21 protein-coding genes are annotated in these 24,805 nt (G+C 48.6%); 9 read left to right on the forward strand and 12 right to left on the reverse strand.

What is annotated here, in order from left to right; translation table 11 throughout:
* Positions 1-158: 158 nt before the first annotated feature.
* Positions 159-3,197: a plasmid replication protein, CyRepA1 family gene (locus H6G46_RS09865; protein WP_020861959.1), complete on the forward strand. Its 3,039-nt coding sequence runs from the start codon at positions 159-161 to the stop codon at positions 3,195-3,197.
* Between the two features lie 21 nt (positions 3,198-3,218).
* Here the strand turns inward: H6G46_RS09865 and H6G46_RS09870 are convergent, their stop codons facing one another.
* Both H6G46_RS09870 and H6G46_RS09875 read right to left on the reverse strand, forming a co-directional pair.
* Positions 3,219-5,414, reverse strand: a complete 2,196-nt coding sequence (locus tag H6G46_RS09870) for a phosphoketolase (protein WP_010874098.1) — start codon at positions 5,412-5,414, stop codon at positions 3,219-3,221.
* Positions 5,415-5,662: 248 nt separating this feature from the next.
* Positions 5,663-6,802: a site-2 protease family protein gene (locus H6G46_RS09875; protein WP_010874099.1), complete on the reverse strand. Its 1,140-nt coding sequence runs from the start codon at positions 6,800-6,802 to the stop codon at positions 5,663-5,665.
* A 129-nt stretch (positions 6,803-6,931) separates the two neighbouring features.
* Here H6G46_RS09875 and H6G46_RS09880 point away from each other — a divergent pair, with 129 nt between their 5' ends.
* Positions 6,932-7,588 carry a YggS family pyridoxal phosphate-dependent enzyme gene (locus H6G46_RS09880; protein WP_010874100.1) on the forward strand — a complete coding sequence of 219 codons (657 nt, stop codon included), beginning with the start codon at positions 6,932-6,934 and terminating at the stop codon, positions 7,586-7,588.
* 1 nt (position 7,589) lies between these two features.
* Here H6G46_RS09880 and H6G46_RS09885 read toward each other — a convergent pair whose 3' ends face one another.
* The 3 genes from H6G46_RS09885 to H6G46_RS09895 form a co-directional block, all read right to left on the reverse strand.
* Positions 7,590-7,985, reverse strand: coding sequence for a type II toxin-antitoxin system VapC family toxin (locus H6G46_RS09885; RefSeq protein ID WP_010874101.1), 396 nt, complete (start codon positions 7,983-7,985; stop codon positions 7,590-7,592).
* Positions 7,986-7,996: 11 nt separating this feature from the next.
* The gene (locus H6G46_RS09890) at positions 7,997-8,275 is read right to left on the reverse strand and encodes a type II toxin-antitoxin system Phd/YefM family antitoxin (RefSeq protein WP_010874102.1); all 279 of its coding nucleotides are present in this window, start codon (positions 8,273-8,275) and stop codon (positions 7,997-7,999) included.
* Between the two features lie 69 nt (positions 8,276-8,344).
* The gene (locus H6G46_RS09895; protein ID WP_010874103.1) at positions 8,345-9,688 is read right to left on the reverse strand and encodes an FIST N-terminal domain-containing protein; all 1,344 of its coding nucleotides are present in this window, start codon (positions 9,686-9,688) and stop codon (positions 8,345-8,347) included.
* A 127-nt stretch (positions 9,689-9,815) separates the two neighbouring features.
* Between H6G46_RS09895 and valS the strand changes: the two genes are divergently transcribed.
* On the forward strand, positions 9,816-12,548 hold the full coding sequence (gene valS / locus H6G46_RS09900) for a valine--tRNA ligase (protein WP_010874104.1): 2,733 nt from the start codon (positions 9,816-9,818) through the stop codon (positions 12,546-12,548).
* A gap of 221 nt (positions 12,549-12,769) precedes the next feature.
* On the opposite strand, the gene nuoK is transcribed toward valS, so the two are convergent.
* The 4 genes from nuoK to nuoH form a co-directional block, all read right to left on the reverse strand.
* The gene (nuoK, locus tag H6G46_RS09905; protein WP_197525966.1) at positions 12,770-13,075 is read right to left on the reverse strand and encodes an NADH-quinone oxidoreductase subunit NuoK; all 306 of its coding nucleotides are present in this window, start codon (positions 13,073-13,075) and stop codon (positions 12,770-12,772) included.
* 145 nt (positions 13,076-13,220) lie between these two features.
* A complete protein-coding gene (locus tag H6G46_RS09910) occupies positions 13,221-13,817 on the reverse strand; it encodes an NADH-quinone oxidoreductase subunit J (protein ID WP_010874106.1) in 597 nt (198 codons plus the stop codon).
* A gap of 94 nt (positions 13,818-13,911) precedes the next feature.
* Positions 13,912-14,493 (reverse strand): NAD(P)H-quinone oxidoreductase subunit I, encoded by a 582-nt coding sequence (gene ndhI, locus H6G46_RS09915; RefSeq protein ID WP_010874107.1) that lies wholly within the window; start codon positions 14,491-14,493, stop codon positions 13,912-13,914.
* 110 nt (positions 14,494-14,603) lie between these two features.
* Complete coding sequence (gene nuoH / locus H6G46_RS09920) at positions 14,604-15,722, reverse strand: NADH-quinone oxidoreductase subunit NuoH (protein WP_010874108.1); 1,119 nt, start codon at positions 15,720-15,722, stop codon at positions 14,604-14,606.
* A gap of 254 nt (positions 15,723-15,976) precedes the next feature.
* On the opposite strand from nuoH, the gene H6G46_RS09925 reads away from it, so the two are divergent.
* The 6 genes from H6G46_RS09925 to H6G46_RS09950 all read left to right on the forward strand — a co-directional run bounded on the left by H6G46_RS09925 (position 15,977) and on the right by H6G46_RS09950 (position 19,757).
* A complete protein-coding gene (locus H6G46_RS09925; RefSeq protein WP_010874109.1) occupies positions 15,977-17,122 on the forward strand; it encodes a quinone-dependent dihydroorotate dehydrogenase in 1,146 nt (381 codons plus the stop codon).
* Between the two features lie 102 nt (positions 17,123-17,224).
* On the forward strand, positions 17,225-17,704 hold the full coding sequence (locus tag H6G46_RS09930; RefSeq protein ID WP_010874110.1) for a SufE family protein: 480 nt from the start codon (positions 17,225-17,227) through the stop codon (positions 17,702-17,704).
* Positions 17,691-18,968, forward strand: coding sequence for an FGGY-family carbohydrate kinase (locus tag H6G46_RS09935; RefSeq protein WP_010874111.1), 1,278 nt, complete (start codon positions 17,691-17,693; stop codon positions 18,966-18,968). The genes H6G46_RS09930 and H6G46_RS09935 overlap by 14 nt, the downstream gene beginning before the upstream one ends.
* Positions 18,969-19,034: 66 nt before the next feature.
* Positions 19,035-19,190 (forward strand): type II toxin-antitoxin system HicB family antitoxin, encoded by a 156-nt coding sequence (locus H6G46_RS09940; RefSeq protein WP_071822676.1) that lies wholly within the window; start codon positions 19,035-19,037, stop codon positions 19,188-19,190.
* A 28-nt stretch (positions 19,191-19,218) separates the two neighbouring features.
* On the forward strand, positions 19,219-19,542 hold the full coding sequence (locus H6G46_RS09945) for a DUF4258 domain-containing protein (protein ID WP_010874112.1): 324 nt from the start codon (positions 19,219-19,221) through the stop codon (positions 19,540-19,542).
* On the forward strand, positions 19,539-19,757 hold the full coding sequence (locus tag H6G46_RS09950) for a hypothetical protein (protein ID WP_041425871.1): 219 nt from the start codon (positions 19,539-19,541) through the stop codon (positions 19,755-19,757). Before H6G46_RS09945 ends, H6G46_RS09950 begins: the two co-directional genes overlap by 4 nt.
* A gap of 314 nt (positions 19,758-20,071) precedes the next feature.
* Here the strand turns inward: H6G46_RS09950 and H6G46_RS09955 are convergent, their stop codons facing one another.
* From H6G46_RS09955 to H6G46_RS09965, 3 genes are all read right to left on the reverse strand, one after another.
* Complete coding sequence (locus tag H6G46_RS09955; protein ID WP_020861953.1) at positions 20,072-20,764, reverse strand: hypothetical protein; 693 nt, start codon at positions 20,762-20,764, stop codon at positions 20,072-20,074.
* 75 nt (positions 20,765-20,839) lie between these two features.
* Complete coding sequence (locus H6G46_RS09960) at positions 20,840-23,449, reverse strand: M1 family metallopeptidase (RefSeq protein ID WP_010874114.1); 2,610 nt, start codon at positions 23,447-23,449, stop codon at positions 20,840-20,842.
* A gap of 198 nt (positions 23,450-23,647) precedes the next feature.
* Positions 23,648-24,661: a type I glyceraldehyde-3-phosphate dehydrogenase gene (locus tag H6G46_RS09965; RefSeq protein WP_010874115.1), complete on the reverse strand. Its 1,014-nt coding sequence runs from the start codon at positions 24,659-24,661 to the stop codon at positions 23,648-23,650.
* Between the last annotated feature and the right edge of the window lie 144 nt (positions 24,662-24,805).

A 24,805-nucleotide genomic window follows, 5' to 3' on the forward strand; every position in this document is an offset into this window, starting at 1 on the left:
TAAGTTCCGCAGAAACAAATCGAGCTCTATGCCGTCAGTGGGCATAAATCGCCAGAATTTTAACTTTTTAGACGCTACCATATTTAGTGTTTTGCCCCTACAATGAGACTCCCCGCACACTAGATATGGAGTCTTGTTCCGGCAAGACCGATGGCAAAATGAATCACTTGCAAGAATGGCGGCAAAGTTGTGTAGACGACCAACTAACCCGCCTCAATGTCACTCCCCTTTTAGGGGATGCCCCCGCCCAACATTTGCTTTATGCTGAAGCGCTCCAGCGCCGTAATGACGGCCGAGTTAGTGACGGTTTAATGAAACGTTATGCCCACGTGGCCTCGGGGGGCTGGTGGTGTTCTGGCATTGATTTACTGTCCGGGGAAAAAGATCTATGGGGGTGTTTTAAGCCCGATCGCCCGAGACAGGATGGGGAAAGCAGTAAGACCATTAAATATGAGCATCCTCCCAAAACACCCACGGGAATTTTTGCCCTGCGGGTGCCCCTCCATCTTTGGGAAAGGATTGCTGCTAAAGCTGGGGTAGTCCTGACAGAGGAGGATCAAGACCCAGACCAGCCGGATTTAGGTTTTTGGCAATGGTTGATGGGCCATCCGGAAATTCCTCTGGTAATCACAGAAGGGGCAAAAAAGGCGGGTGCTTTACTCACGGCCGGTTACGGGGCGATCGCCTTACCAGGAGTCCATAACGGTTACCGCACTCCTAGGGATGACCAGGGGCAACGGATCGGCAAATGCCAATTAATTCCCGCTTTGGGAAAATTAGCCGCTCCCGGCAGACAAATTCTGATTGCTTTCGATCAAGACAGTAAACCCAAAACTATCCAGCAGGTGAATCTGGCCATTCAACGGTTGGGCTATTTGTTCAGTCGCCAAGGGTGTGAAGTCAAAGTTTTGCAATGGGAGCATCACCTTGGTAAGGGCGTTGATGATGTGATTGCCCACCAAGGCAGTGATTATCTACAACAGTTGGTCGGCAAGGCCCTGCCGCTGGAAATCTGGAAAGCCCAACGACTTAACCGCCTCACCCATAGCCGGGGGATGGAAGTGGAAGCCCGGTATTTACCTCCTTTAACCATTCCCGCTGAAGAAAAATTAATTGCCCTACAATCGCCAAAGGGCACGGGCAAAACGGAATTTCTCGCTCGCATTGTCCGCCAAGCCCAGGCCGAACACAGACCAGTGTTGGTCATTGGCCATCGCATTCGTTTAGTGCAGGAACTGTGCCACCGTTTTCAGTTGCCCTATGTGGGGGATTTATCTAGTTCCCCCCTAGCTCGCCAAAGGGGTTTTGGTCTGTGTATCGACTCCCTCCATGGCCATTCCCAAGCCCAGTTTGACCCGGAACAGTGGCAAGATTGCCTAATTATCATTGATGAAGTGGAGCAGGTGCTCTGGCATGGACTGAATTCCGATACCTGCCGTCGTCAGCGGGTGGCCATTCTCCGTAACCTCAAGCAACTTTTGCAACATAGCCTAGGGGGAGAAGGACAAATTTATGTGGCCGATGCGGATTTAACCGATGTTTCCCTCGATTATTTGATCAGCTTGAGTGGCATTCCCCTCCAACCCTACGTGATCCGTAACCATTGGCAACCGGGGTTAGAAGAAGCATGGCCCATCTATCACTTTGGCGAAAATGACCCCAAGCAATTGGTCAAACAACTGTTGCATCACATTCGGGAGGGCGGTAAACCTTTCGTCTGTCTCTCAGCTCAAAAGCTCACCAGTGCCTGGGGCACCCGCAATCTGGAAGCCTACCTGAAAAAGCAGTTTCCCGATCGCCGCATTTTACGCATTGATGCCGAATCCCTATCCGATCCTCACCATCCTGCCCATGGCAGTTTGACCAACCTCAACCAAGTGTTGGCCGACTATGACATTGTGCTGAGTAGTCCGGCGGTGGAAACGGGGGTCAGCATTGACCTAAAAAATCATTTCACTTCCGTGTGGGGCATTGCCCAGGGCATCCAAACCGCCACTTCCGTTTGCCAATCCCTCAGCCGCATTCGCCAAAATATTCCCCGTTACCTCTGGGCCGCTAGCTATGGCTTTAACCAAGTGGGCAATGGAGCTACGGCCATTAGTAAGTTCCTCACCGCCGGCCATCGTTTGACGGAGGTTAATATCCGGCTGTTGCAACAATCGGATCTGGATAATTTGGATGATTTAGACACCGGTTTCCAGGCGGAATCTTTGCTCTGCTGGGCCAAAATGGCGGTGCGGATCAACCTGGCCATGGTCAATTATCGGGAATCCATTCTTGGGCTTTTGCACCAGGAAGGCCATCAGTTGTTGGGGCCGCCCCCAGCTTTACCGTCTTTGCCTGTTCCACCCAGCGATCCCGATCACCCCCTCAGTACGGTCGCTCCTCAGCCTTTGCAACAGGCCATTGAAGCGGTGCGGGAACAAAATTACCTTGCCGACTGCCAGGCGATCGCCGACGCTAAACCCCTAAAAGAATTGGAATATCAACAGTTGAAGAAAAGGCTAGTGAAAAATAGCCACGAACGGCAACGGCTACGGCGCTACGAACTGGCCCAACGCTACGGTATTCCTGTGACGGCGGATCTGGTGCAAAAAGATGACCAAAATTGGTATCAAAAACTGCGTTGGCATTACTTCCTCACCGTAGGCCGGCCATTCCTTGGCGATCGGGATGCCAAAATTGCCCGTTTACTATTGGATCAAGGACAAGGCAGTCTCTTTCTCCCGGACTTTAATGGTTCCCAATTGGGGGCCATCATCGGTACCTACGACATTATTGGCATTCCCATTCTGCTGGCCCATCCCCAACGGGAGTTGTGTGCCCTGGATGAGGACTTAATCGCCCTGGGTAAATTAGCCTTGGCTAACCGGGATGATATTAAAACGGTAGTGGGCATTGGTTTAGCCAAAAATGCTAGCCCCATCACCATTGTCCGTCGTTTTCTGGAAAAGCTGGGCTTTGGGATCCAATTAACCCGTACGAAAACTGTAGAAAAAAAACGAGTGCGGATTTATCAAATCACCTGTCCCCAGGATGGACGAGAAAAGGTCTTTCAAGCTTGGCTCCAAGGCGATCGCCAATGTCCCGGCAGTTCGGAACAATGGATGGCGGAATATTGGAAAAAGTTACAGAGTTCCCCCAGGGCAGAGGAGCAACATCAACCCTTTGTGCAACTCAGCCTGGAGTTAGGATAACTCCGACAAGAATGGCTAAGCCTAGGGCAACAATGCCTTGGCCCGATCGCCAAGGGCCTGGGCAGTTAGGCCGTTATAGGCCATCAGTTGTCCAGCGCTGGCGGTAGTTTCCCCCCGTTTCCAAGCAAATAGATCCCTGGGGCAAGCACTACGGAGTAGAACTGGTTCCAACATGGCTCCACTGCCACCGGTCACCCCAATCAACGCATCGCCACCAAACAGTTCGGTAAATTCAGCATCGCTCAAAAAGCCACTGTCCGCTTCGGAACAATCCTGCCATTGCACATCATGGGGACGGTACAAGCGCCGGGGATTAATTACCGAAACCACTTTTACCCCATAACCTTCACTTTCCAATTGACTGGCCGCTTCCAACACGGGAATTAGAGTCATATCGCCAATTACTGCAAAAACAATGGTTTTAGAGCCAGTGCTGTTGTGGAGTAGGATGCCGCCTTTGGCTAAACCCTGACGATTTTGCTCCAACGTAGTGCGGATGGGCAAAGGAGACTTACTGGCGGTGATGGGAATGCCTTTGTTGCTGGTGGTTAACGCCCAGTCATAGCAAACCTGAATACCGTTGGCATCACAGGGGAAAAGGGGAAAAATATTCCCATTCCGCATCATAGCGGCAAAATAATTCTCAATTTCCGGCCGTTGGTGAGTCCAACCGTTGCGCCCTTGTTCCAACGCTCCCGCTGTAAACAGGGTAATGGTGGAAGGGGTAGGACGACGTAGCTCCGCCATGGCCTGGGTCACCGTCTGCCAAATGGGTAAACCGTTAATAGCAAAGGACTCGTAGGAACACCAGAGGGTACGGCCTCCAAACAAAGCTTGGGCGGCGGCCAGGCCAGCACAGGCATCTTCGCTCAGGGGTTCATAAACTTGGCCGTTGGGTTGTTGGAAATAATCCTCATCCACCGTGGGATGGACAATTTTTAGCCCAACGTTGATGTTATTGATCCCAGAAGCGGCGTTACCGTCGGCGTTGGTAACCACAAAGTTTGAATCCTGTTTGCCCACATGAACCACCAATTCCCCCATGGCGGTGGTGGCTACCTGTTTATCTTCTAGGGCAAACTCCTTCAGGGGCAGAGTACCCAGATCCGCTAAAGGTAAAACGGATTCCGTCACCACGGTTTGGGAGGCGGGGCCACCGTGGGAACGTTCAAAATTGGTCCGCACCAATTGCCAAGCTTCGGGGGATAGGGCCCGTTCTTGCAAAGCACTGACAATATAATCTTTATCTAAACTGTCGCCGGGATAGAGGTTGTGGGATTTGGCCCCGGATTTGTGGACTCCCGCTCCTTTTAGTTGTTTGACAATCAGAACCGTTAACGTACCACCAAGGGCCGCCTGGGCCGCTTTGTCGGTGGCCTCCAACACTGCCTGGGTAAAAGCTAACCGTTGTTGGAAAGAAAACTTGGTGCTGTCAACAAAATCCCCCGCTTGATTGCTGTCGTCAAAATCTTTGGCGTTGACCAGAATGACATTTTTAAAACCGTTGCCCTGCCAGTAGTTAACCATGGCTTCATTGCTCTGGGTGGAAACCATGCTGTGGTGTTCTTGGCTAAAACCGTTCCAGACCAAAATGGGCAAAAAGTTTGTTACCTGGGGATAGGCCGTGTGGAAATGGCCAAAACTACTCATGATGTAGGGTTCCCCCAAACCACCATCTCCGATAGTTACGGGAAATAAAACGCCGGGATAAAGTTTTGCTCCGGCCATGGCGAAATGTTGACCTTGACCCAGGGGGCCTGCTGGAGCTAATAAGCCTGGGATTTGCCCTGAGAGGTGGCCCAATAGGCCGTGCATTTCCCGGAACCGATCGCCAAGTTCTTGGACATTATTAATCCCCATGGCTTCCAGGGAACGATCCAAAAACATGGTGCTGTAAAAACCGGGGGCATGGTGGCCCACTTCCGTCACCGTATTTTTGTAGCCCAACATGACCAGAGCGGCGATCGCCTCCGCAATGCTGGCAAAACCGCCGGGGTGACCCGATTCTTTACTGGCTGTGGTTTGGAGCGTTAAATATCTGAGGGCATCCGCCGCCAACAAAGTTTGATACACCGCCTGGGGATCATTGGCAGAACTGATGGCCTTTGCCCCACTGGCGATCGCCGTTTCCTGGCCATAACGATCAAAATCCGGCAGGTTTTCACCGAAAAAGCGAATTCCTTGGCAAAAAGCAGGGGCGGTGGAGGCGACGGTCATGGGAAAAAATCCTAGTCCAATGAAAAGTAACGATTGAGGCTAATTTTACCCCCTTGGGGAACACCAGATAATCCCCTATTCTGCCATTAAAAAAGATTGAGAAAAAGCTATGGTCGCTCAATCCCAATCTTTATGGTTTCCTTGCCCCCTAAATCTCCTCACTAAAGCTCCGGCAAGTTTGGGGGACTTTAAATCTTATTTTCCCCCCAAAAAAATTTGGGGGGCCAGGGGGGCTTTTAAAACAGGCTCTAGGCGGCGGAGGTTTGCAGACATTTGATGATGGAAGCTTTTTCCAATAATCCCACCACTTCTCCCGAAGGTTGCACCACCAAAAGTTCCGACAGTTTCTGTTGATCTAACAACTGGGCCACTTCAAACAAAGATTGATTGGCGTTAACGGTGACCATCTGTTGGGGATACTGCATCAAGCTATCCACTGTGACCTGGGGCCAATCGGAAGTGGGGACGTGTTTGATGTCTTCCGTAGCAAGTACACCTAACAGTTGATTGTCGGCACCAATAACCAAGAACCGTCGCCAGGGGGTTTTACCAATCACATAATCGTTAGCAAATTCCCGAATATTTAACCCGGCAGGAATAATGGGGCTGTTGGGAATAACCGCATCTTCAGCAGTAAAGGCTTCCATTTGCTCTTTGACCTGGGCGTTGCGGGCGGAGGAACCAGCATTTTGTAACAGGAACCAACCGATCAAAATGGTCCAGAAGCTACCGATGGGCAGAATATTTAAAATACCTAAGCTACCAATGGCGATCGCCAACCAACCGAAACCCTGGCCCACCCGACTAGCAATGAGAATACCTTTGTTTTGATTGCCCGTGATTTGCCACACAATGGATTTGAGCACATTGCCGCCGTCCAAAGGTAAACCAGGAATGAGGTTAAACAATGCCAGGGCGAGGTTGATCATGCCCAATAAACCAATGATGGCCTGCCCCGGCACAGGTAGGGGGATTTGGGTACCAACTATGGTTAAACCCAAAAAGAGCACTAAACTCACCGCCGGCCCGGCGATCGCCACCGCAAAAGCTTGCCAGGGAGTGTTGGATTCCTTTTCTAAACTCGCTAGACCACCGAACAAAAACAGAGTGATGGATTTAACTTCAATGCCCTGGGCTAAGGCAACCAAACTATGGCCCAACTCGTGGGCGACAACGGAAGCAAAGAGGAGTAAAGCTGTAATTAACCCCAAAATCCAGGGTGTGCCACCGGAAAGTTGGGGAAAGCGGGCTAAGTCTTGGCCATAGCTCAGGGTCACCAATCCTAAAATTAAAAACCAGGATGGGTTGACGTAAAAAGGAATGCCAAACAGACTGCCGACGCGGATATTGTTGTTCATAAACTGCCCCCCTAAACTGAGGCTTAACATGAATTAATTGTAACGAGATGTTAAGAATTGCCTGAGTGGGATAACCGTCGGGGTTAGTTCGGTTAAGCACCTTTCCCCCAATCCACCGTAGGATCTAGTCAACAGGCCTCGATTTCCGTTAACTTGCCCATGTTTTCCCCCAGCGTTTACTCAGAAATTATCGCTACCCTCCCCCCCAGTGTACGGTTGGTGGCGGTAACCAAAACCAAGGCGATCGCCGACATCGAAGCGGCCTACGGAGCGGGCATCCGGGATTTTGCCGAAAGTCGCATCCAAGAAGCTTTACCAAAAATCGAAGCTTTAGCAAATTACCAAGATATTAACTGGCATTTTATCGGACGTTTACAGAGTAACAAGGCCCGCAAAGTGGTGGAAAATTTTACCTATATCCATTCCGTTGATAATTTGGCGATCGCCGTCAAACTAGACCGCATTGCTGAGGAGTTGAACAAATTTCCCCAGGGATTATTACAAATCAAGTTACTGCCGGACGAGAATAAATCCGGTTGGACAAGGGAAGAATTAAAGCTGGATTTGCCCCAACTGGAGCTATTAAAAAATCTAAAAATTTGTGGCTTAATGACTATTTTACCCCTGGGTCTTTCCCCTGGCGATCGCCAACTAACCTTTGGGGAACTAAAAAATCTGGCCACAGCCATCAACCAACAATCTAGCCTGTCATTAACGGAACTATCCATGGGCATGTCCGGAGATTACCCAGAAGCCATTGCCGCCGGAGCTACCATGATCCGCTTGGGTACCATTCTCTTTGGCGATCGACTCTAAACTATACTCCCGCCCATAACAAAGAGACTCCATAATTTTTAAACATTGAATCTGCACTAATTAGCAGCATATTTTCTGTTTGTGCCTGGGCAATGATAATTCTGTCAAACGGATCACGGTGATGTAGGGGCAATGTCGCAACTTGCAGGGCATGGCGGGTTTTAATGTCCAGGAACTCAGCACCCAATTTCACCATGCGACTGAGAATGTAGTCGTCAATATTTTCTGGCAAGGGCAGTTTACCGATGGAAGTCTTAATTGACATTTCCCAAATACTGGCAACAGAAAGCCATATTTCGTTTGTCTCATCTATGATCTGGGAAATTGCATCTTCGTTCAATTTTTCCGGCTCAGTAAACCACCATAACCAGCACTGGGTATCCAACAAAAGTTTCACGTTAATCCTTCTCAAGATAATGGCCAAATATCATTTGGTAAAGGATCGTTAAAGTCATCTGGCACTACAAATAATCCTCGATCTACCCCTAAGCTGGAGCATCGATCCACGGATTTTTGCCTTTGCAGAGGAACCAACTTAGCAATGGGAATACCCTGGTCAGCAACGATGACTTCTTCCCCTGGTTTGATACTGTACAAAAGCTCAGGAAGATTGATTTCTATTTGGTCAACATTGACGGTCTCCATAGTGGATCCTAGTTTCTCTGGATTAACGCTAACTCCGATCATAGCTTGCTCTCATCGGGAATTATTTGACGGCACCAGAATATGAGTAAACAAATGGCGATCGCCGTTTATTTAACTAGCTCTGTGGACAATGGCAAAGGCGGAAGTGTAACCGTGTAAAAAGGTCTGAGCACCCACCTGGCCAATTTCTCCATTACAAAAGAAACCACCCAGGGCTACTCCAGGAAAATATTGCCCAAACATCTGGCTATCAAAATTGGGGGTACCATACAGGCCATAGCCTCTGCCCAAACAGGAAAACATCAATGCCCCGATCGCCGTAGAAGAAGATTGATTAGCCTCTCCTTCGGTGTAATGGCGCAAAAGAATTTGTAAGTCGTCGGCGGAAGTTTCCCGGTCCCGCAAATGGAATTGTAACCTTTGCCCCTTTCTCACCCGGTCTCCAATGGCGATCGCCCCTTGGCGGGGATCCACCCCCAGTAAGTTGCGAATGAGAAAATCCCCCGGTTGCAGAGTTAATTTAAATTCATCGCTGGCCACCCCCACAAAAAGGGAACTTTGGGCCAATTCCTGATCTTTGGGACTGAGGGTGGGAATCAGTTTCTGCAGGCTAGCCAGGGGCGTTTCCAACACCACCGTGCCACTGTCTGCATCCTTACCTTGGATTTCTGTAATGATATTTCTCTGCCCCTGGTTAACCACAAAGGGTTCGCCAATAGGCCGACAGCCCTGGGCCACCACACTACCGAGGCGAATATTGCCCGCTAAGGCTACGCCGATAAAACCATCTCCATAACGGCCAGCGGGATGATCAGAAGATTGCAAAAATAAACTGCCCCCCATGGCCACATTTTCCCCACTGGCTAAGCCACCCACTTTTGTTGCTTGGGGATAGGCAAAATCCAACCCGGCTAAAAAGTCTGTGATGCCCCCAGTCATCGGGTCGGCCAGAATAATAAAATCTGCGCCACTGGCCGGATCAACCCCCATTAAATCCACCCAACTTTGGGGCGGTGCGTCTAAATCGGGCATTCCTTCCCCATGGACATAGAATGGCGTCACCGTCACCCCTGGCAATTGGGCCACCGTTAAGCTCAATGCCACTTCTCCTTCTACTTCCTGCACTGTGGCATTGTTTTCCATGCCAATAATGCCGCCCCCCAAGCAACCGATTAAATTCGGTACTGACAACTTTTCTTGCACTAGGGGCATTAACCGGGCCGCATCGCTGGCAAAGCTGGAGGAAAGGAAGATAATCGCCAAGTCCCATTGTCCCTGACCCCCCACCTTGGCGATCGCCTCATCCAATGCCCTCTCCAGGGATGGTCTGGTAGAAAGAGCATTAACCCACCGCAGAGAATGTGTCATAGGAGAAATAAAGTAATGAGGTGCTCGACGGGATGGCAAAGGTAACCAAAAACCTTGCCCAAAAGTAGGACTGGCGTAGACTACCATCGTAACTTCTCAGATCAAATTGCAGAAAATCAGCGACAAAAAATCTCCCCTGCCCCAAAATTACTGTCCCCATTCCCTTTGCTAACCTATGGCAAAATGATGAAGGCCTAACAGTAAACTCCCTCCCATGACCACTTCCCTGCCGCCCCAATATGAACCCACCGTCACCGAAGCCAAATGGCAAACAGCGTGGGAAGAAAGTCATGCCTTTAAAGCCGATCCCGATCGCCCAGGGGAACCCTATTGCGTGGTGATTCCGCCCCCCAATGTGACAGGTAGTTTGCATATGGGCCACGCTTTTGAGAGTTCTTTAATAGATACTTTGGTTCGTTATCACCGCATGCGGGGGGACAATACCCTCTGGTTACCGGGAACGGACCATGCCAGTATTGCTGTGCAAACCATTTTGGAACGTCAGTTAAAAGCGGAGGGGAAAACGAGGGATGATTTGGGCCGGGAAAAGTTTTTGGAACGGGCCTGGCAATGGAAAGCGGAGTCCGGCAGTACTATTGTTAACCAACTGCGGCGTTTGGGAGTGTCTGTGGACTGGACCAGGGAGCGGTTCACCATGGATGAAGGACTTTCCCAAGCAGTAAAAACAGCATTTATTAAGTTGTACGAAGAAGGATTAATTTACCGGGGTAATTATCTGGTCAATTGGTGTCCGGCTTCCCAGTCAGCGGTGTCGGATTTGGAAGTGGAAAACCAGGAAGTGGACGGTCATTTGTGGTATTTTCGTTATCCCCTCACCGACGGTAGTGGAGAACTAGTGGTGGCCACCACCCGACCGGAAACCATGCTGGGGGATACGGGGGTGGCGGTTAATCCCCATGATGAACGCTATGCCGCCATGGTGGGCAAAACCATTACCCTACCTTTAGTGAACCGGGAAATTCCCATTGTGGCCGATGAGTTGGTGGACCCAGAATTTGGTACCGGCTGTGTGAAGGTTACCCCCGCCCACGATCCCAACGATTTTGTCATGGGGCAACGGCACAATTTACCTTTTATTAATCTGCTCAACAAAGACGGTTCCCTAAATGAGAATGGTGGGGATTTTGCTGGCCAAGACCGCTTTGAAGCCCGCAAAAATGTGGTGCAAGCCCTAGAAGCCCAGGGTTTTCTGGTCAAAATTGAACCCTATCGTCATTCCGTACCCTACGGCGATCGGGGTAAGGTGCCCGTGGAACCGTTGTTATCCACCCAATGGTTTGTCAAAATTGAAAGCCTAGCCCAAAATGCCCTGGCCTGTTTGGACGAGGATAACTCTCCTAATTTTGTGCCGGAACGGTGGGGTAAGGTTTATCGAGACTGGTTGGTAAAGCTCAAAGATTGGTGTATTTCCCGGCAACTGTGGTGGGGTCATCAAATTCCCGCTTGGTATGTGATCAGCGAAACCAATGGAGCCATAACTGATCACACCCCTTTCATTGTGGCCTACGACGAGGCCGAAGCCTTAGCTAAAGCGAAAGCAGAATATGGCCCGACGGTGCAATTGCAACAGGACCCCGATGTGTTGGATACCTGGTTTTCTTCGGGACTGTGGCCCTTTTCCACCATGGGCTGGCCAGAACAAACAGACGATTTGGCCAAATATTATCCCACCAGCACCCTAGTAACGGGTTTTGACATTATCTTTTTCTGGGTGGCCAGGATGACCATGATGGCGGGGCACTTCACCGGCCAAATACCCTTTAAGGATGTCTATATCCACGGCTTGGTGCGGGATGAAAATGGTAAAAAAATGTCTAAATCGGCCAACAACGGCATTGATCCTTTGTTGTTGATTAATAAATATGGTACCGATGCGCTACGTTACACCCTAATTCGGGAAGTGGCTGGAGCGGGGCAAGATATTAGCCTGCAATACGATCGCCAGAAGGATGAATCGGAGTCGGTGGAAGCGTCCCGTAACTTTGCCAATAAACTGTGGAATGCGGCCCGGTTTGTGATGATGAATCTGGATGGTCAGACCCCGCAGCAATTGGGTCTAGCCCCTGGGGAAGATTTAGAATTGGCAGACCGTTGGATTCTCTCCCGTTTGAATCAAGTTATTCAGCAAACTCGAGAGCAAATTGAAGATTACGGCCTAGGGGAAGCGGCCAAGGGCCTGTACGAATTCATCTGGGGTGATTTTTGCGATTGGTACATTGAGCTAGCTAAACCCAGACTCTGGAATAAGGAAGGAGGAGACGTCGGCACCCAGCGTCAATTGGTGGCCCGCCAAGTTTTGGCCCACACGTTGGACAGCATTATTAAGTTGCTCCATCCCTTTATGCCCCATATTACGGAGGAGCTGTGGCAAACTCTGCACCAGGCGGAAGGACAATTTTTGGCTTTGCAGGCCTACCCAACGGTTAACCAATCCTTAGTTGACCCAGCTTTGGAAACTCAGTTTGCTCTGTTAATTGAAACTCTCCGCACCATCCGTAATCTCCGGGCAGAAGCTGGCATTAAACCGGGAGCCATGGTCACTGTTATCCTCCAAAGTGAAAATGACCAGGAACGACAAACCCTCCAGCTAGGAGAAACCTATATTCGGGACATTGGCAAAGTGGAAAATCTCCAAGTGGTGTCCCAACTACCTCCAGAACAAACCCAGGCGATCGCCGGTGTGGTGGATACAATTCAGGTGCTCATTCCCCTATCCGGGCTAGTGGATTTGGATATTCTCCGCAATAAAATCCAAAAAACCTTGGATAAAGTGACCAAAGAATATGAAAGCATCGAAAAACGCCTTAGCAATCCCGGTTTTGTTAATAAAGCCCCAGAGGAAGTGATCGCCGGAGCTAAGGAATCCCTCAATGCCGCCGCTGTTCAACGGCAAATGCTCCAGGAGCGACTTAAAATGTTGGGCTAAAAAAGCTTGTGATGCCCCTTCAGACCAATCTTTGGATCAAAATAGAGCACCACTTTCAGCTTATTTATCGTTATCCACCAAAAGCTTGTTTAAAAAGCCACAATCCGCCCCCTAAATACCCTCACTAAACCGTCGGCAAATTTGGCAGACTTTGAACACTGTTCCCCCCAGAGTTGGGGGGCTAGGGGGGCTTTTAAAACACTTTATAATCCTGATATCTTCTACCACTTCAGGAGATTGAATTGTTCCATATCGGTTGTTTCCCGGTTGCGGTAAATGGCTAGCACGATCGCCAGACCCACAGCGGCTTCGGCGGCGGCAATGGTAATGACAAAAATGGCAAACACCTGGCCCCGAATGTTGCTCGGATCAAGATAATTGGAAAAACCCATCAGGTTGAGGTTAACTGCGTTGAGCAATAGTTCAATGGACATCAACACCCGCACCGCATTACGGCTAGTGATGAGACCATAAATGCCAATGCAAAAGAGGGCGGCCGCTAGGATCAAACAATATTGAAGCTGCAAATGCATAGTGGGGTAAGAGAAATTTAACTAGAGTTATGAATAAAACCGTAAATAAAATTAGGTTAGGGCGGAAGATTTTTGCTTAAGTTTTGCCCAATTAACCGGCAAGATTGAAGAAGCTGCCACTAACCTACCTAGGCAGCATCTATTTGGAAGCGGAGGTTAACTCCCGGGGACGCTCTGGCAAAGTCAGGGCCGTGGCGGTTTTGTTTTCCTCGGACAATTCGGGAATTAAGTCCCGACGGGCCAAAATAATTGCCCCCACCATGGCCATCAATAGCAGAACGGAAGCCAACTCAAAGGGCAAAAGGTAATCACTAAAAAAGTGTTTGCCAATGGTGACTAGGGTGTTTTCCACAAAAGGCCCCGTTTCATTAATCTGCCAGGGGGTGATCAACACCATGGTGCTCAACAGGGCAAAGATGCCGGTACATACCAGAGCAGTGGAAACATTTCTTAGCCAACGACCGGGAATTTTGGAAAAATCCTCCCGTTTATTGACCAACATAATGGCAAAAAGAATAAGTACACTGACTGCCCCCACGTAAACTAGCACTTGGGCCGCCGCCACAAAATCCGCATTGAGCAGAATATAAATACCGGAAATACTGAGGAAAACTCCCCCCAATAGGAAGGCAGAATAAACAATATTAGAGAGCAGTACGACCCCCAGGGCCGCCCCAATGACTAAAAAAGCCAGGATTAGGAAGGATATGTACTGAACACCTTCAGCTAAATTCACAGTGGTTAATCTCCTAGGTACGGATAGTGGAAGGGCAAAATTGGTTCACAACGAGTTTACTTTAACGGGTAAAGCCAAGGAATAAATCATCAACCTATTCTGCTTTCACCAAATCTTCGGGATGTTGTCCGGCCCGTTGACTACCCTTGGGTAAATTGTGGGGTTCTATTACTCCTTTGGGTAAGTAGCCTAGTTCCCGCAGGGGAGTCACCATGGGGTCTTCGGTCACTTTATAGGGCAACCTTCCCAAAGCCACGTTGTCATAGTTCAAGTCATGGCGATCATAGGCCGCCAATTCATATTCCTCGGTCATGGAGAGGCAGTTTGTGGGACAGTACTCCACGCAATTACCGCAGAAAATACATACACCGAAGTCGATGCTGTAATGTTTGAGTTCTTTTTTCTTAACTGCCTTATTAAATTCCCAGTCGACTACGGGCAAGTTAATGGGACAAACCCGCACACAGACTTCACAGGCAATACATTTATCAAACTCAAAATGAATTCTGCCCCGGAATCGTTCTGAGGGAATGAGCTTTTCGTAGGGATATTGCACCGTGATGGGCCGACGACTCATGTGGTCAAAGGTAACTGCTAACCCCTGACCGATATACTTAGCCGCTTGCAAGCTCTCTTTAGCGTAATCGCCTACCTGTTTGAGAATGTTGTTAAACATAGATTTGGGATTGGGATAAGCAAATGATTAAAGGTTTAAGTCGGCCAAAGTTAGAAGCTGGGCTAAGACAAATTTCAGTGACATCCCAGCTAATCTTTGTTGGAAGAGGACTAACCGCCAAAGGCCATGGGAAAGGTCAATTTCAGGGCGGCAGTGATGAGAAGGTTTGCTAGGGCAACGGGCAATAAAAATTTCCAACCCAAGTTTAACAATTGGTCAATACGCACCCTGGGCACTGTCCAACGGAGCAAAATAGCAATGAAGATGAGGAAATAGGACTTCAGCACCGTCATGGTGATACCGAGGGCCGCCATCAGCACCTGCAACCAGGAAGTGGTAGGGGCAACTCCCAGCCAATTGGCCACATTTTCCAGGGGAATGGGGAAGTCCCAACCGCCCAGATAAAGCACCGAAAATACCAAGGCAGAAAGTACAAGGTTAACGTAGGAGCCAAGGTAGAACAGGGCGAATTTCATCCCAGCATATTCGGTTTGATAGCCTGCTACCAATTCTTCTTCGGCTTCCGGTAGGTCAAAGGGTAGTCGCTCACATTCCGCCAAGGCTGCAATCCAGAAAATCAGAAAGCCCACCGGTTGCCGCCAAATATTCCACCCCAAAATGCCGTAACCGGACTGTTGGTCAACGATGTCGATGGTGCTGAGGCTGTTAGACATCATCACGATCGCCAACACGGCCAGGGAAAGGGGAATTTCGTAGCTAATGGACTGGGCTGCCGCCCGGAGACCCCCCAAAAGGGAATACTTATTATTGGAAGCATAACCAGACATCAACAACCCGATGGGAGCAATACTGGAAAGGGCAATCCAGAGAAAAATACCAACGTTAATGTCAGTAATGACCAAGTTCTGGCCGAAGGGCACGATGAGATAGGAAAGAAAAACCGGCAGTACCACCAGTACAGGGCCAAGGGTGAACAACCAGGGGTCAGCCTTGGCGGGTACTACATCTTCTTTGAATACTAGCTTGATGCCATCGGCCACGGGTTGTAACACCCCTAAAGGACCTGCGTATTCTGGCCCAATCCTTTGTTGAGCGGCGGCGGAAATCTTTCTTTCCAGCCACACCACCACCAACACCCCGACGGTAGCTCCGATGATCATCAAAATGGAGGGGAGGGGAATCCAAAACAGCTTCGCTAATCCTGGGGGCAGGCCAAAACCCTGGAGTGACTGAAGAAAACTATTCTGAAGATCAATGCCTGAAGTCATGGTGCCGTCCGCTGGGAGGGTTGAAATGATTAACTGAGTCTCAGCTCAGCAAGCTTGCCGATTATTGTAATGAAATTTACCTGCTTAGTATAGTCCCAATAGTTTTGATGGTTATGATTAGAATTCTTGAAGGGTATAGCTCTCTTGGGGTCGGTGGTGTCCTCGTTCTTCAAGATCCCTAGGGTTTTTTCCCTACCCTGGGCAGCCCTCTAGTAACCAGTCCTGCCCCTATCAAAACTTCCTTTTGCCGCCCTATGTTGCGTTTTGCCCGTTCTCTCTATCCCCTGATCTTATCCGTAACCAAAAGTGATCCGGAAAGGGGCCATCAACGGCTTATTCAAACTTTAAAGAAAGTGGATACCATGCATCGCAATGGTTTTGCTGTGGCCATGGAGCAACTGGAGCAAGCTTTTACCCATGCAGACCCTCGTTTACAACAAACCTGTTGGGGCTTAAATTTTCCCAATGTGCTTGGTCTATCGGCTGGCTGTGATAAGGAGGGGGAAGCGGCCGCCGTTTGGCCTGCCCTGGGTTTTGGTTTTGCGGAATTGGGGGCTGTGACCAAATATGCCCAACCAGGGAATGACCGTCCCCGTCTGTTTCGTTTGCCACAAGACCAAGCAGTGTTAAACCGTTTGGGGGCCAACAATGAGGGGGCCGTGGCCATGGCGGCAAAATTAAAACACACCTGGGACTACTATCCCCGTACCATTCCCATTGGCATCAATCTTTGTAAGTCGAAAATTACTCCCCTGGACCAAGCGGTGGAGGATTACGTTTTTAGTTTTCAGACCTTGGCCCCGGTGGCGGACTATTTTGTGGTCAATGTCAGTTCTCCCAATACCCCTGGGTTACGCAGTTTGCAGGAGTCTGACGAGTTGCCCCGCATTTTTGCTGGCTTGCAATCGGCTAACCATTGGCAAAAACCCCTTTTGGTAAAAATTTCTCCAGATCTGTCCTGGGAGGCGATCGCCGTCATTATCGACCTAGTCAAAGAACATAACCTCTCAGGCATCGTCGCCACCAACACCAGCACCAGGCGATCGGGGTTGAAGACAAAAATTTTGCCCCAAACAGGTCAACCCATAGAACAGGAAGCTGGCGGACTGAGTGGTCAACCCATTCGAGACCGAGCCACAGAGGTAATCCGCTATATCTATCAACAAACTGGCGGCACCATTCCCATCATCGGCGTGGGGGGGATTTTCACTGCTGAGGATGCCTGGGAAAAAATTCAAGCAGGGGCGAGTTTCCTACAGATTTATACCGGCTGGATTTATGGCGGTCCTTGGGTAGTCTCCGATATCTTGCAGGGCTTGGGGGAAAAATTAGCGGCTGGGGGCTTTTCCCATATCAGTGAAGCAGTGGGAATAGATACAATAGGCAAGGCCCCAGAGTAAGTTTGACTAGTTACCGATTGCTCCAACCCTGGAGAAAAGCTACATAATGCCCATTGTCACCGGAGCTTTAGTGGGTTGATCTGGGGCCAGCATCGAACCCCAATGAACAGGCTCTCAATTATTTTTCCCAACCTTGTTATGGCCAACGCTACTTTACCTCCCAATCTCGCTAAGATTGTCGAACGCTTCCAACGGCACACTGACCCCAAAAAACGGTATGAGCAGTTGTTGTGGTACGGCAAAAAGCTGGAGCCGATGATGGAGGAAGGGAAAATTGCCGCTAATAAAGTCCAAGGTTGTGTTTCCCAGGTTTATATCACCGCTGACCTGGAAGATGGCAAAGTAATGTACCAGGGGGATTCCGATGCCCAATTGGTCAAGGGTTTGGTGGCCTTACTAATTCAGGGTTTAAACGGCTTAACCCCCACGGAAATTGTCGAGTTAACGCCGGATTTCATTGAAGCGACGGGTTTACAGGTGAGCTTGACCCCCAGCCGGGCCAATGGTTTTTATAACATTTTTAAGATGATGCAAACCAAGGCGATCGCCTTTCAGTTGGGCCAGTCCTATGGAGAAGGTTGACCAAGCAAAATTGTTCCTGGGTTTAGACTTTGGTACGTCCGGGGCGAGGGCGGCGGTAATTGATCAAAATAAAGAGTTAATTTGGCAGGAAAAAGTCCAGTTTTCCCAGGTTCCCGGCCCCCAATTGGTTACCATCTGGCGGGAAAGTTTGTTTCATCTTTTAGATCAAATTCCCGATGAACTAAGCAGTCAAATCCAGGCGATCGCCATTGATGGCACTTCCTCCACGGTTTTACTGTTGGATAGCCAAGGCAATGGGTTAATGGAGCCTCTGTTGTATAACGATGACCGGGGCAAAGAAGTTAAGCATTTATTATCAGCAATAGCTCCAGCAGATCATTTAGTGCAAAGTGCTACTTCTAGCCTAGCCAAACTGCTTTGGTACTCCCAACAACCGGAGTTTGAACGAGCTAATTACTTTTGTCATCAAGCGGATTGGTTAGCAAGTTTGCTCCATGGTGGCAGACCCGTTAGTGATTATCACAATGCCCTCAAGCTGGGCTACAATCCCCACAATTTAACCTATCCTGATTGGTTAAAAAATGCTTCTTGGTTTGCCCTTTTACCTCCAGTAATTGCCCCCGGTAAAGCAATTTCCCGCTTATCTCCCAGCATTGCCAACGCAGAAAAATTCCCTAAAAATTATTTGGTTTGTGCCGGCACCACGGACAGCATTGCTGCTTTTTTAGCCAGTGGCGCAACGCAACCAGGGGAAGCGGTCACTTCTTTGGGTTCCACTCTGGTGCTGAAGTTACTAAGTGAAAAGCCAGTGACGGATCTAGCTAGCGGTATTTATAGCCATCGTCTAGGCGATTTATGGTTAACGGGGGGAGCTTCCAATGCGGGGGGAGCAGTGTTACAACATTATTTTTCGTCAACGCAGTTAACAGCATTAAGTGCCAAAATTAATCCCCATCAACCTAGTGACTTAGATTACTATCCCCTTTTGCAACCGGGGGAAAGATTTCCCATTAATGACCCTAATTTATTACCCCGCTTGGAACCCAGACCAGAGAATGATGCAATTTTTTTACAAGGTTTATTGGAAGGTTTAGCTCGCATTGAAGCCCAGGGTTATGAAAAGTTGCAAAAGTTGGGGGCAACAACCTTAACAAAGGTGTTTACTGCTGGGGGTGGGGCACAGAATTTAACTTGGCAAACTATTCGGCAAAATTTGCTCCAGGTTCCGGTACAAAAATCCGTTCAGTCAGAAGCGGCCTATGGTTCTGCTTGTTTAGCTAGAAGTAGTAAATCTTGGGAATGAAGATTAAATCATCGTCCCTAGATGGTTGTCTACAATATAATCAACCAAACCCTACACCCAAATTTTATGAAGCTGAAAGTATTAGTCTGGCAAGAACAAGACCAATGGTGCGCTTCTGTTCCTGCTTTGCCTGGATGTCACACTTGGGGGAATAGTTACGATCATCTGATGGAAATGGTCAAAGAAGCTGTGGAAGGATGGCTTGAAGTTGCTAGTAAATAAGAAGAGGCGATCGCCAAGAACAACAAGTATGAGCCACACTTTTCAGCAGATTTTACAATTGATAGAGAAACAGGAAGTTAAAATATCTGCCCATGGCTACGACGAACTGGCCAGCGATAACATTTTTGTGACGGAACTTCTGTCCAGCGTGAATCAAGCCGAGGTTATAGAAGACTATCCTGATTATCCCAAAGGAGCTTGTGTCCTTGTTTTACAAAAAGATTTACAAAATCAGCCTATCCATGCCGTTTGGGGAATACCCAAAAATTCAGATTCTCCCGCTGTTTTAATTACGGCTTATCGGCCTAGTAACAACAAATGGGAAAACGACTACAAAACAAGAAAATTATGAACACCAGAACCCAAACAAAAATTATTCACGAAGGGGACTATATGGCAGAAGTTCAAGTTGAGCTAACCTACACTGATCATGATTGGTCTCCTTACTTATCTCTTACAGAAGCGCAAAAACTTGATCAACTCAGGCTGGCCCTGCGCAGAAATGATGTTAAAACTGCGTCTAGTCTTGCTCGTGTCTACCATCTGACCCCCGTTGTGGTCGCTTAATAAAAAGCTGATTCAAACAGAAAAAATGATGAATTGCAATGCCATGGCGACAGCAGGTTATAACGAAAGCCCACCTTCCGCAGGTTCCACTAATAGTGGTAAATTTTTCACAAATATACCACCTATAGCGTAGTCTTTTTGCACTTTTGGGCTGAGGGCAAAAAGGAAAAGCTTGAAATGGGCTTGGTGTCGTACTCAACCATAAATAAAAATACACTACCTGCGGAATGTAGGATAAAAGGCAGAGCTAAGGAAATAGACTTATCGCAGTCCTATATTTTGTACTGACAACAACCTCGGTTTAGTGATCTTCATCAGCATTTCTTGGTGTTCCTTGCGTCTATTGCATAGCCACGGGGACTTTTGCCCTCACCACTGAGATACAGCCGGTTCTTTTCCACTAAATTACGGGCTAATTCATCCAATTCACCAGGCGTTAATCCCCGCTTGTACTCAGTGCAAAGTCTTCTCACTATGCGGGACTCAGTTTCTTTGACTGTTGGGCCACCAGGGTAGCGAGTACGGAGAGGGGTCGGCAGTGCAGAGCGAGGAATGAATTCTACTTCTGTCCTGGTGGGGAGATTGGGAGGGCTGGAAGGAAAATCAATCTCAATGTAGTCATTTCTCTGTAATCCCTGGCGTATTTGGGGTGGTTGGCTAGAAACGGGAGCAATGGTCGAAGTTGAGGTGGATGGAATGACCACACCATTGCTACTGTTTGGGGTATTACTAAATCGCTCTTCTACGGTGATTGGAATTGAGTTAACTTGATTGGAATTACTGCGATATCTATAGGGAGTGTATTGTCTTTGTAATTGTTCTAAATCTTGCCTAGGCTGGTTAAACTTCGCCGGTAATGCTTGAGGAGAGCGAATCTGAACTGGTATCGGTTCATTGTTGGTGCGAGATTTAACCCAGTCCAACCACCAATTAAATTCTTCCGTTTGGGCGCTGGCTGAAGGTGCCAGGGTGCCGATCGCCAGTAAGGCAAGGGTAAAAGTACGCATGGGGTTTTGTTTGTGTTGGTAGCTTATTTTGGCGATCGTCTTTACATTCGAGAATTTGCATCTGTCCACATTATTCTAAAGGTTCGTGACGGATGTATCGGTTGATGCTTTAATCACAGTTTCCAATTTAGCAAGGCGACTTTGGAGATCTTGATTTTCCTGTTGGAGTTTTTCCAGGTTAGTTTGCAAATTTTTAATTTTTTCGTCACTGCCAATTTTGGCTTGGACTTTTTTAACCGCCTCTTCCGCCATGCGCCGCACCCGACCATCGGGGGTTTGGTTGGCAAGATTTTGCGAAATATCGATCGCCTTGGGGGTTTCCATTTGGCCAAGGGCAGAAGTAACAGAAACTTGGGTGAGGAAAAATTCTTCCTGGGCGATCGCCGTTAGTCGTTCCAGAATCTCCGTTAACTTTTCCGGGGATTGACCGATGGAAACAGCACCTAAAGCTCGAATGGCAGCTAAACGCAGGGGTTGGGGCGTACCATTGGCAGTATAGGCTAAAATTGCGTCCACCGCTTGGGCAGAAGTGGTCAGTTGGCTCAAACCGGCGATCGCCCCACAACGGACAACTTCATTCCAGCCGGAGCGATTTTTTAAAACTTCTGTCAATTGTTGAATAATTTCCCCTTCGTTATTTTTGAGCAGACCAGTGCCGAGGGCACCCAGGGCCGTCGCCGCTGCCGCTTCAGCGTAATAACTGGTTTCTCCTTGGGTCAAACATTTTTTCAAAGCTTCGTAACTAGCTTCGGTTTTTACCTTGGCTAAGGCTGAAATAATCGCCCGCCGCACTTTGGGGTGGTCGTTTTTGTCTAAACCATTGATTAATGCCGTTCCCGCTTGTTCCAGGTTAATACCCGCTAATTGCTCGGCAATCTCCACCCGCACACCCCAGAAAGCTTCTTTTTGCAATCTTTCGCCTAAAAATTCCACCGCTTCCAAACCGCCTTGTTTGCCAATGGCGATCGCCGCTTGAATGCGGGCAATGGGATCGGGGTCATGGGTACATTGGGCTTTTAATTCCGTTAAAGGATAGGCTAATTCTACGGTTTTAAGGAAATTATTGCCCTGGTCAAAACTGATAAAATCTGGCTTACGGGTTAGGGGAAAATAAAAAACCTGCTCCCGTTCTTTGAGTTGTAAAGGAATAACTTGACTGGTAACTTTTTCTCCGTCTAAAAAATTAAAAGCAACAGGGATTTTTAGGTTAAACAAATCTTTGTGGTCACTATTAGCCTTGGCTTGGGTTTGGGTCACCGTTAACTTGGCTAATTTATTGTCATTATCCCAACTGTAACTAACTTTAAATTCAGGGTGACCGCCCCGGAAAACATACTGATCAAACAGCCAGAGTAAATTAAAGCCCGTAGCCTTTTCAATGGCCCGCAGTAAGTCCACAGTTTCCACAGTGCCATGGGCATGGTCATTCACAAAAGTATGGACAGCTCTAAAAAATAGCTCATCCCCCAACACCGCCCGGATCATGTGGTAAACACAGGCTCCCTTTTCATACAAATGGCGATCGTAAAGCTCAATGGCTTCGCGATAAACGTGGGTAACAATGGGACGACGGTAGCGGGAACTATCCTCTGCTAAATAGTTACGAGCTTCCCCCAACAGGTAATAGGCCGCCTCATCCTGGCCATATTCATGGTCTGTCCATAAAACCTCAGCATAGGAAGCCATACCTTCCTTGAGCCAAGCATGGGACCAATGTTTAACAACAACTAAATCCCCAAACCATTGGTGCGCCAATTCATGGGCTACTAAACTTTCCGTATTGCGGTTATCTAATGCCGCCCGTTCATCTAGTAAACACCGGTCCATTAATAGGGTGGTGGAAGTGTTTTCCATGCCCCCGAAAATGAAATCTGCCACGCAAACTTGGTCATAGTTGGGGTAGGCATAGGGATAACCAAAAGTTTGGTTAAAAAACTCGATCATTCGGGGAGTTTTGCCCATGCTCCGTTGTCCATCGGCTTCCCTTCCTTTTTCCACGTAGTAGCGCACTGGCAGATCGCCATAATGATCTACTATTTCGGCAAAGTCTCCGATCGCCAGGGTCATTAAATAGGTAGGGTGAATTTGACTTTGGGACCAGTGGAAAATTTGCTCATTGCCTAAATCTTTTTGCTCAATTAAACTGCCGTTGGAAATAACCCGATGGGGTTTGGCTACCTGCACCCGAATTTCCGATGTGGCCAATTGTCCTGGGTAATCAAAACAGGGGAACCAATAGCGGGAATCTTCATCTTCCCCCTGGGTCCACACTTGCACCGGCTTATCGGGGTAATGGCGATCGGGCTGGATAAAATAAATGCCCCGGCGGGGATTTTTCAATTCGTACTGAATTTCCAGGGTGACCGGTTCCGTTCCCAGGGGTTGCAATGGGTTGATGGTTAATTTTTCCCCGTCATAGTCAAAGCTTTGGCTCACCCCCTTAATTAAGACCCAGGCAATTTTCAAGTCCACTGCGTCCAACGTCAATTGCTCAATGCCAGCTCGCACCGGCGTGAGGGCGATGCGACAAACTCCCTGTAAATGCCGTTCCTCCAGGTTGATTTTCAAGTCCAAAAAAATATGATTTACCTGCCCCGGGCGATCTGGATTGTAGTGGGGCTTAGCACCGGGCAGTTCAAAGCTTTTCCGTTGGTTGGACTCGGTATCAAAGGTTAAAAACGACATGGGGAAAGTTTCGCCGGGTTAAGGAAATGGAACCTTTCAAACCATAACCCTGAAAGCATTTCTGTGACAACCATGGCGACAAAATGGGCATAAGCAAGAAAAATCCCCCTAGGGTAAGGAGGATTAAGCAAAACTAAGGGTGTTTATTACCTAGTCAATTTTTACTGCGTTAATGAGCCCAAAAATCAGTGAGTAAACCTATTTCCAGTTTTTAGCCACAATTTCAGCCAAGTCCACCACCCGTTGGGAATAGCCCCATTCGTTGTCGTACCAAGCAATGACTTTAACCATGTCACCGCCCATTACCATGGTCAGACTACCATCCACAGTGGAAGAGCAATCCGTGCCCCGGAAGTCGCTGGAAACCAATTCCAAATCGGTGTATTCCAACACTCCTTTAAGGCTGGTGTTGGCTGCTTCTTTGAGCACTCCGTTAACCTGTTCAGCGATGGTGTTTTTCTCTACTTGTACTACCAAATCCACCACGGAAACGTTGGGGGTGGGCACCCGCAGGGCAATACCGTTCAATTTGCCTTGCAGTTCAGGAATTACCAGGGCCACCGCTTTGGCAGCTCCGGTGGAGGTGGGCACGATGTTAACGGCAGCAGCCCGGGCCCGGCGTAGATCCCGGTGGCTAGCATCGAGGATCCGTTGGTCTCCGGTGTAGCTGTGGGTGGTGGTCATGGTGCCTTTGATGATGCCAAAATTGTCGTTGATTACTTTGGCGATCGGGGCGAGGCAGTTGGTAGTACAACTAGCGTTACTAATTACTTCGTATTCTTCGTGCTTATATTCGTGGGCATTGACCCCCACCACATAGGTGCCGATGTTGGGCCCCTTGCCAGGAGCAGTGATTAAAACTTTTTTGGCTCCGGCTTGAACGTGCTTGGTGGCCCCTTCATGGGTAACAAAAACACCGGTGGCTTCGATGACTAGATCTACATTCCATTCTGCCCAGGGCAAATTGAGGGGATTCCGGTCGGAAACACATTTAATAGTCTTGCCATTGACGGTAATGGAGTTTTCGTCGGCACTGATGTCCGCATCCAACTTACCCAACATGGAGTCGTAGCGCAAAAGGTGAGCATTGGTTCTGGGATCAGAGGTGTCGTTGATACCGACTACTTCTAACTGGCTATCGGTGCGCCCCAGCCAGCAACGGAGAAAGTTGCGTCCGATCCGTCCAAATCCGTTAATTGCTACTCTAGTCACGTTCGTCTTGCCCTCTCTGTTTTAGCTCAGTACATTTAAGGATTATTAATGACACCAATCATATCCTATTGCCTGAACACTTAGATCCCGAATTTCAAAGGGGGGGTGGGAATCTTTTTCCCTTTCTCTCCGTCGCTGTTTACC

Origin of the sequence: Synechocystis sp. FACHB-908, assembly GCF_014698595.1 — a bacterium.
In the GTDB taxonomy this organism is placed as follows: Bacteria; Cyanobacteriota; Cyanobacteriia; order Cyanobacteriales; family Microcystaceae; genus Synechocystis.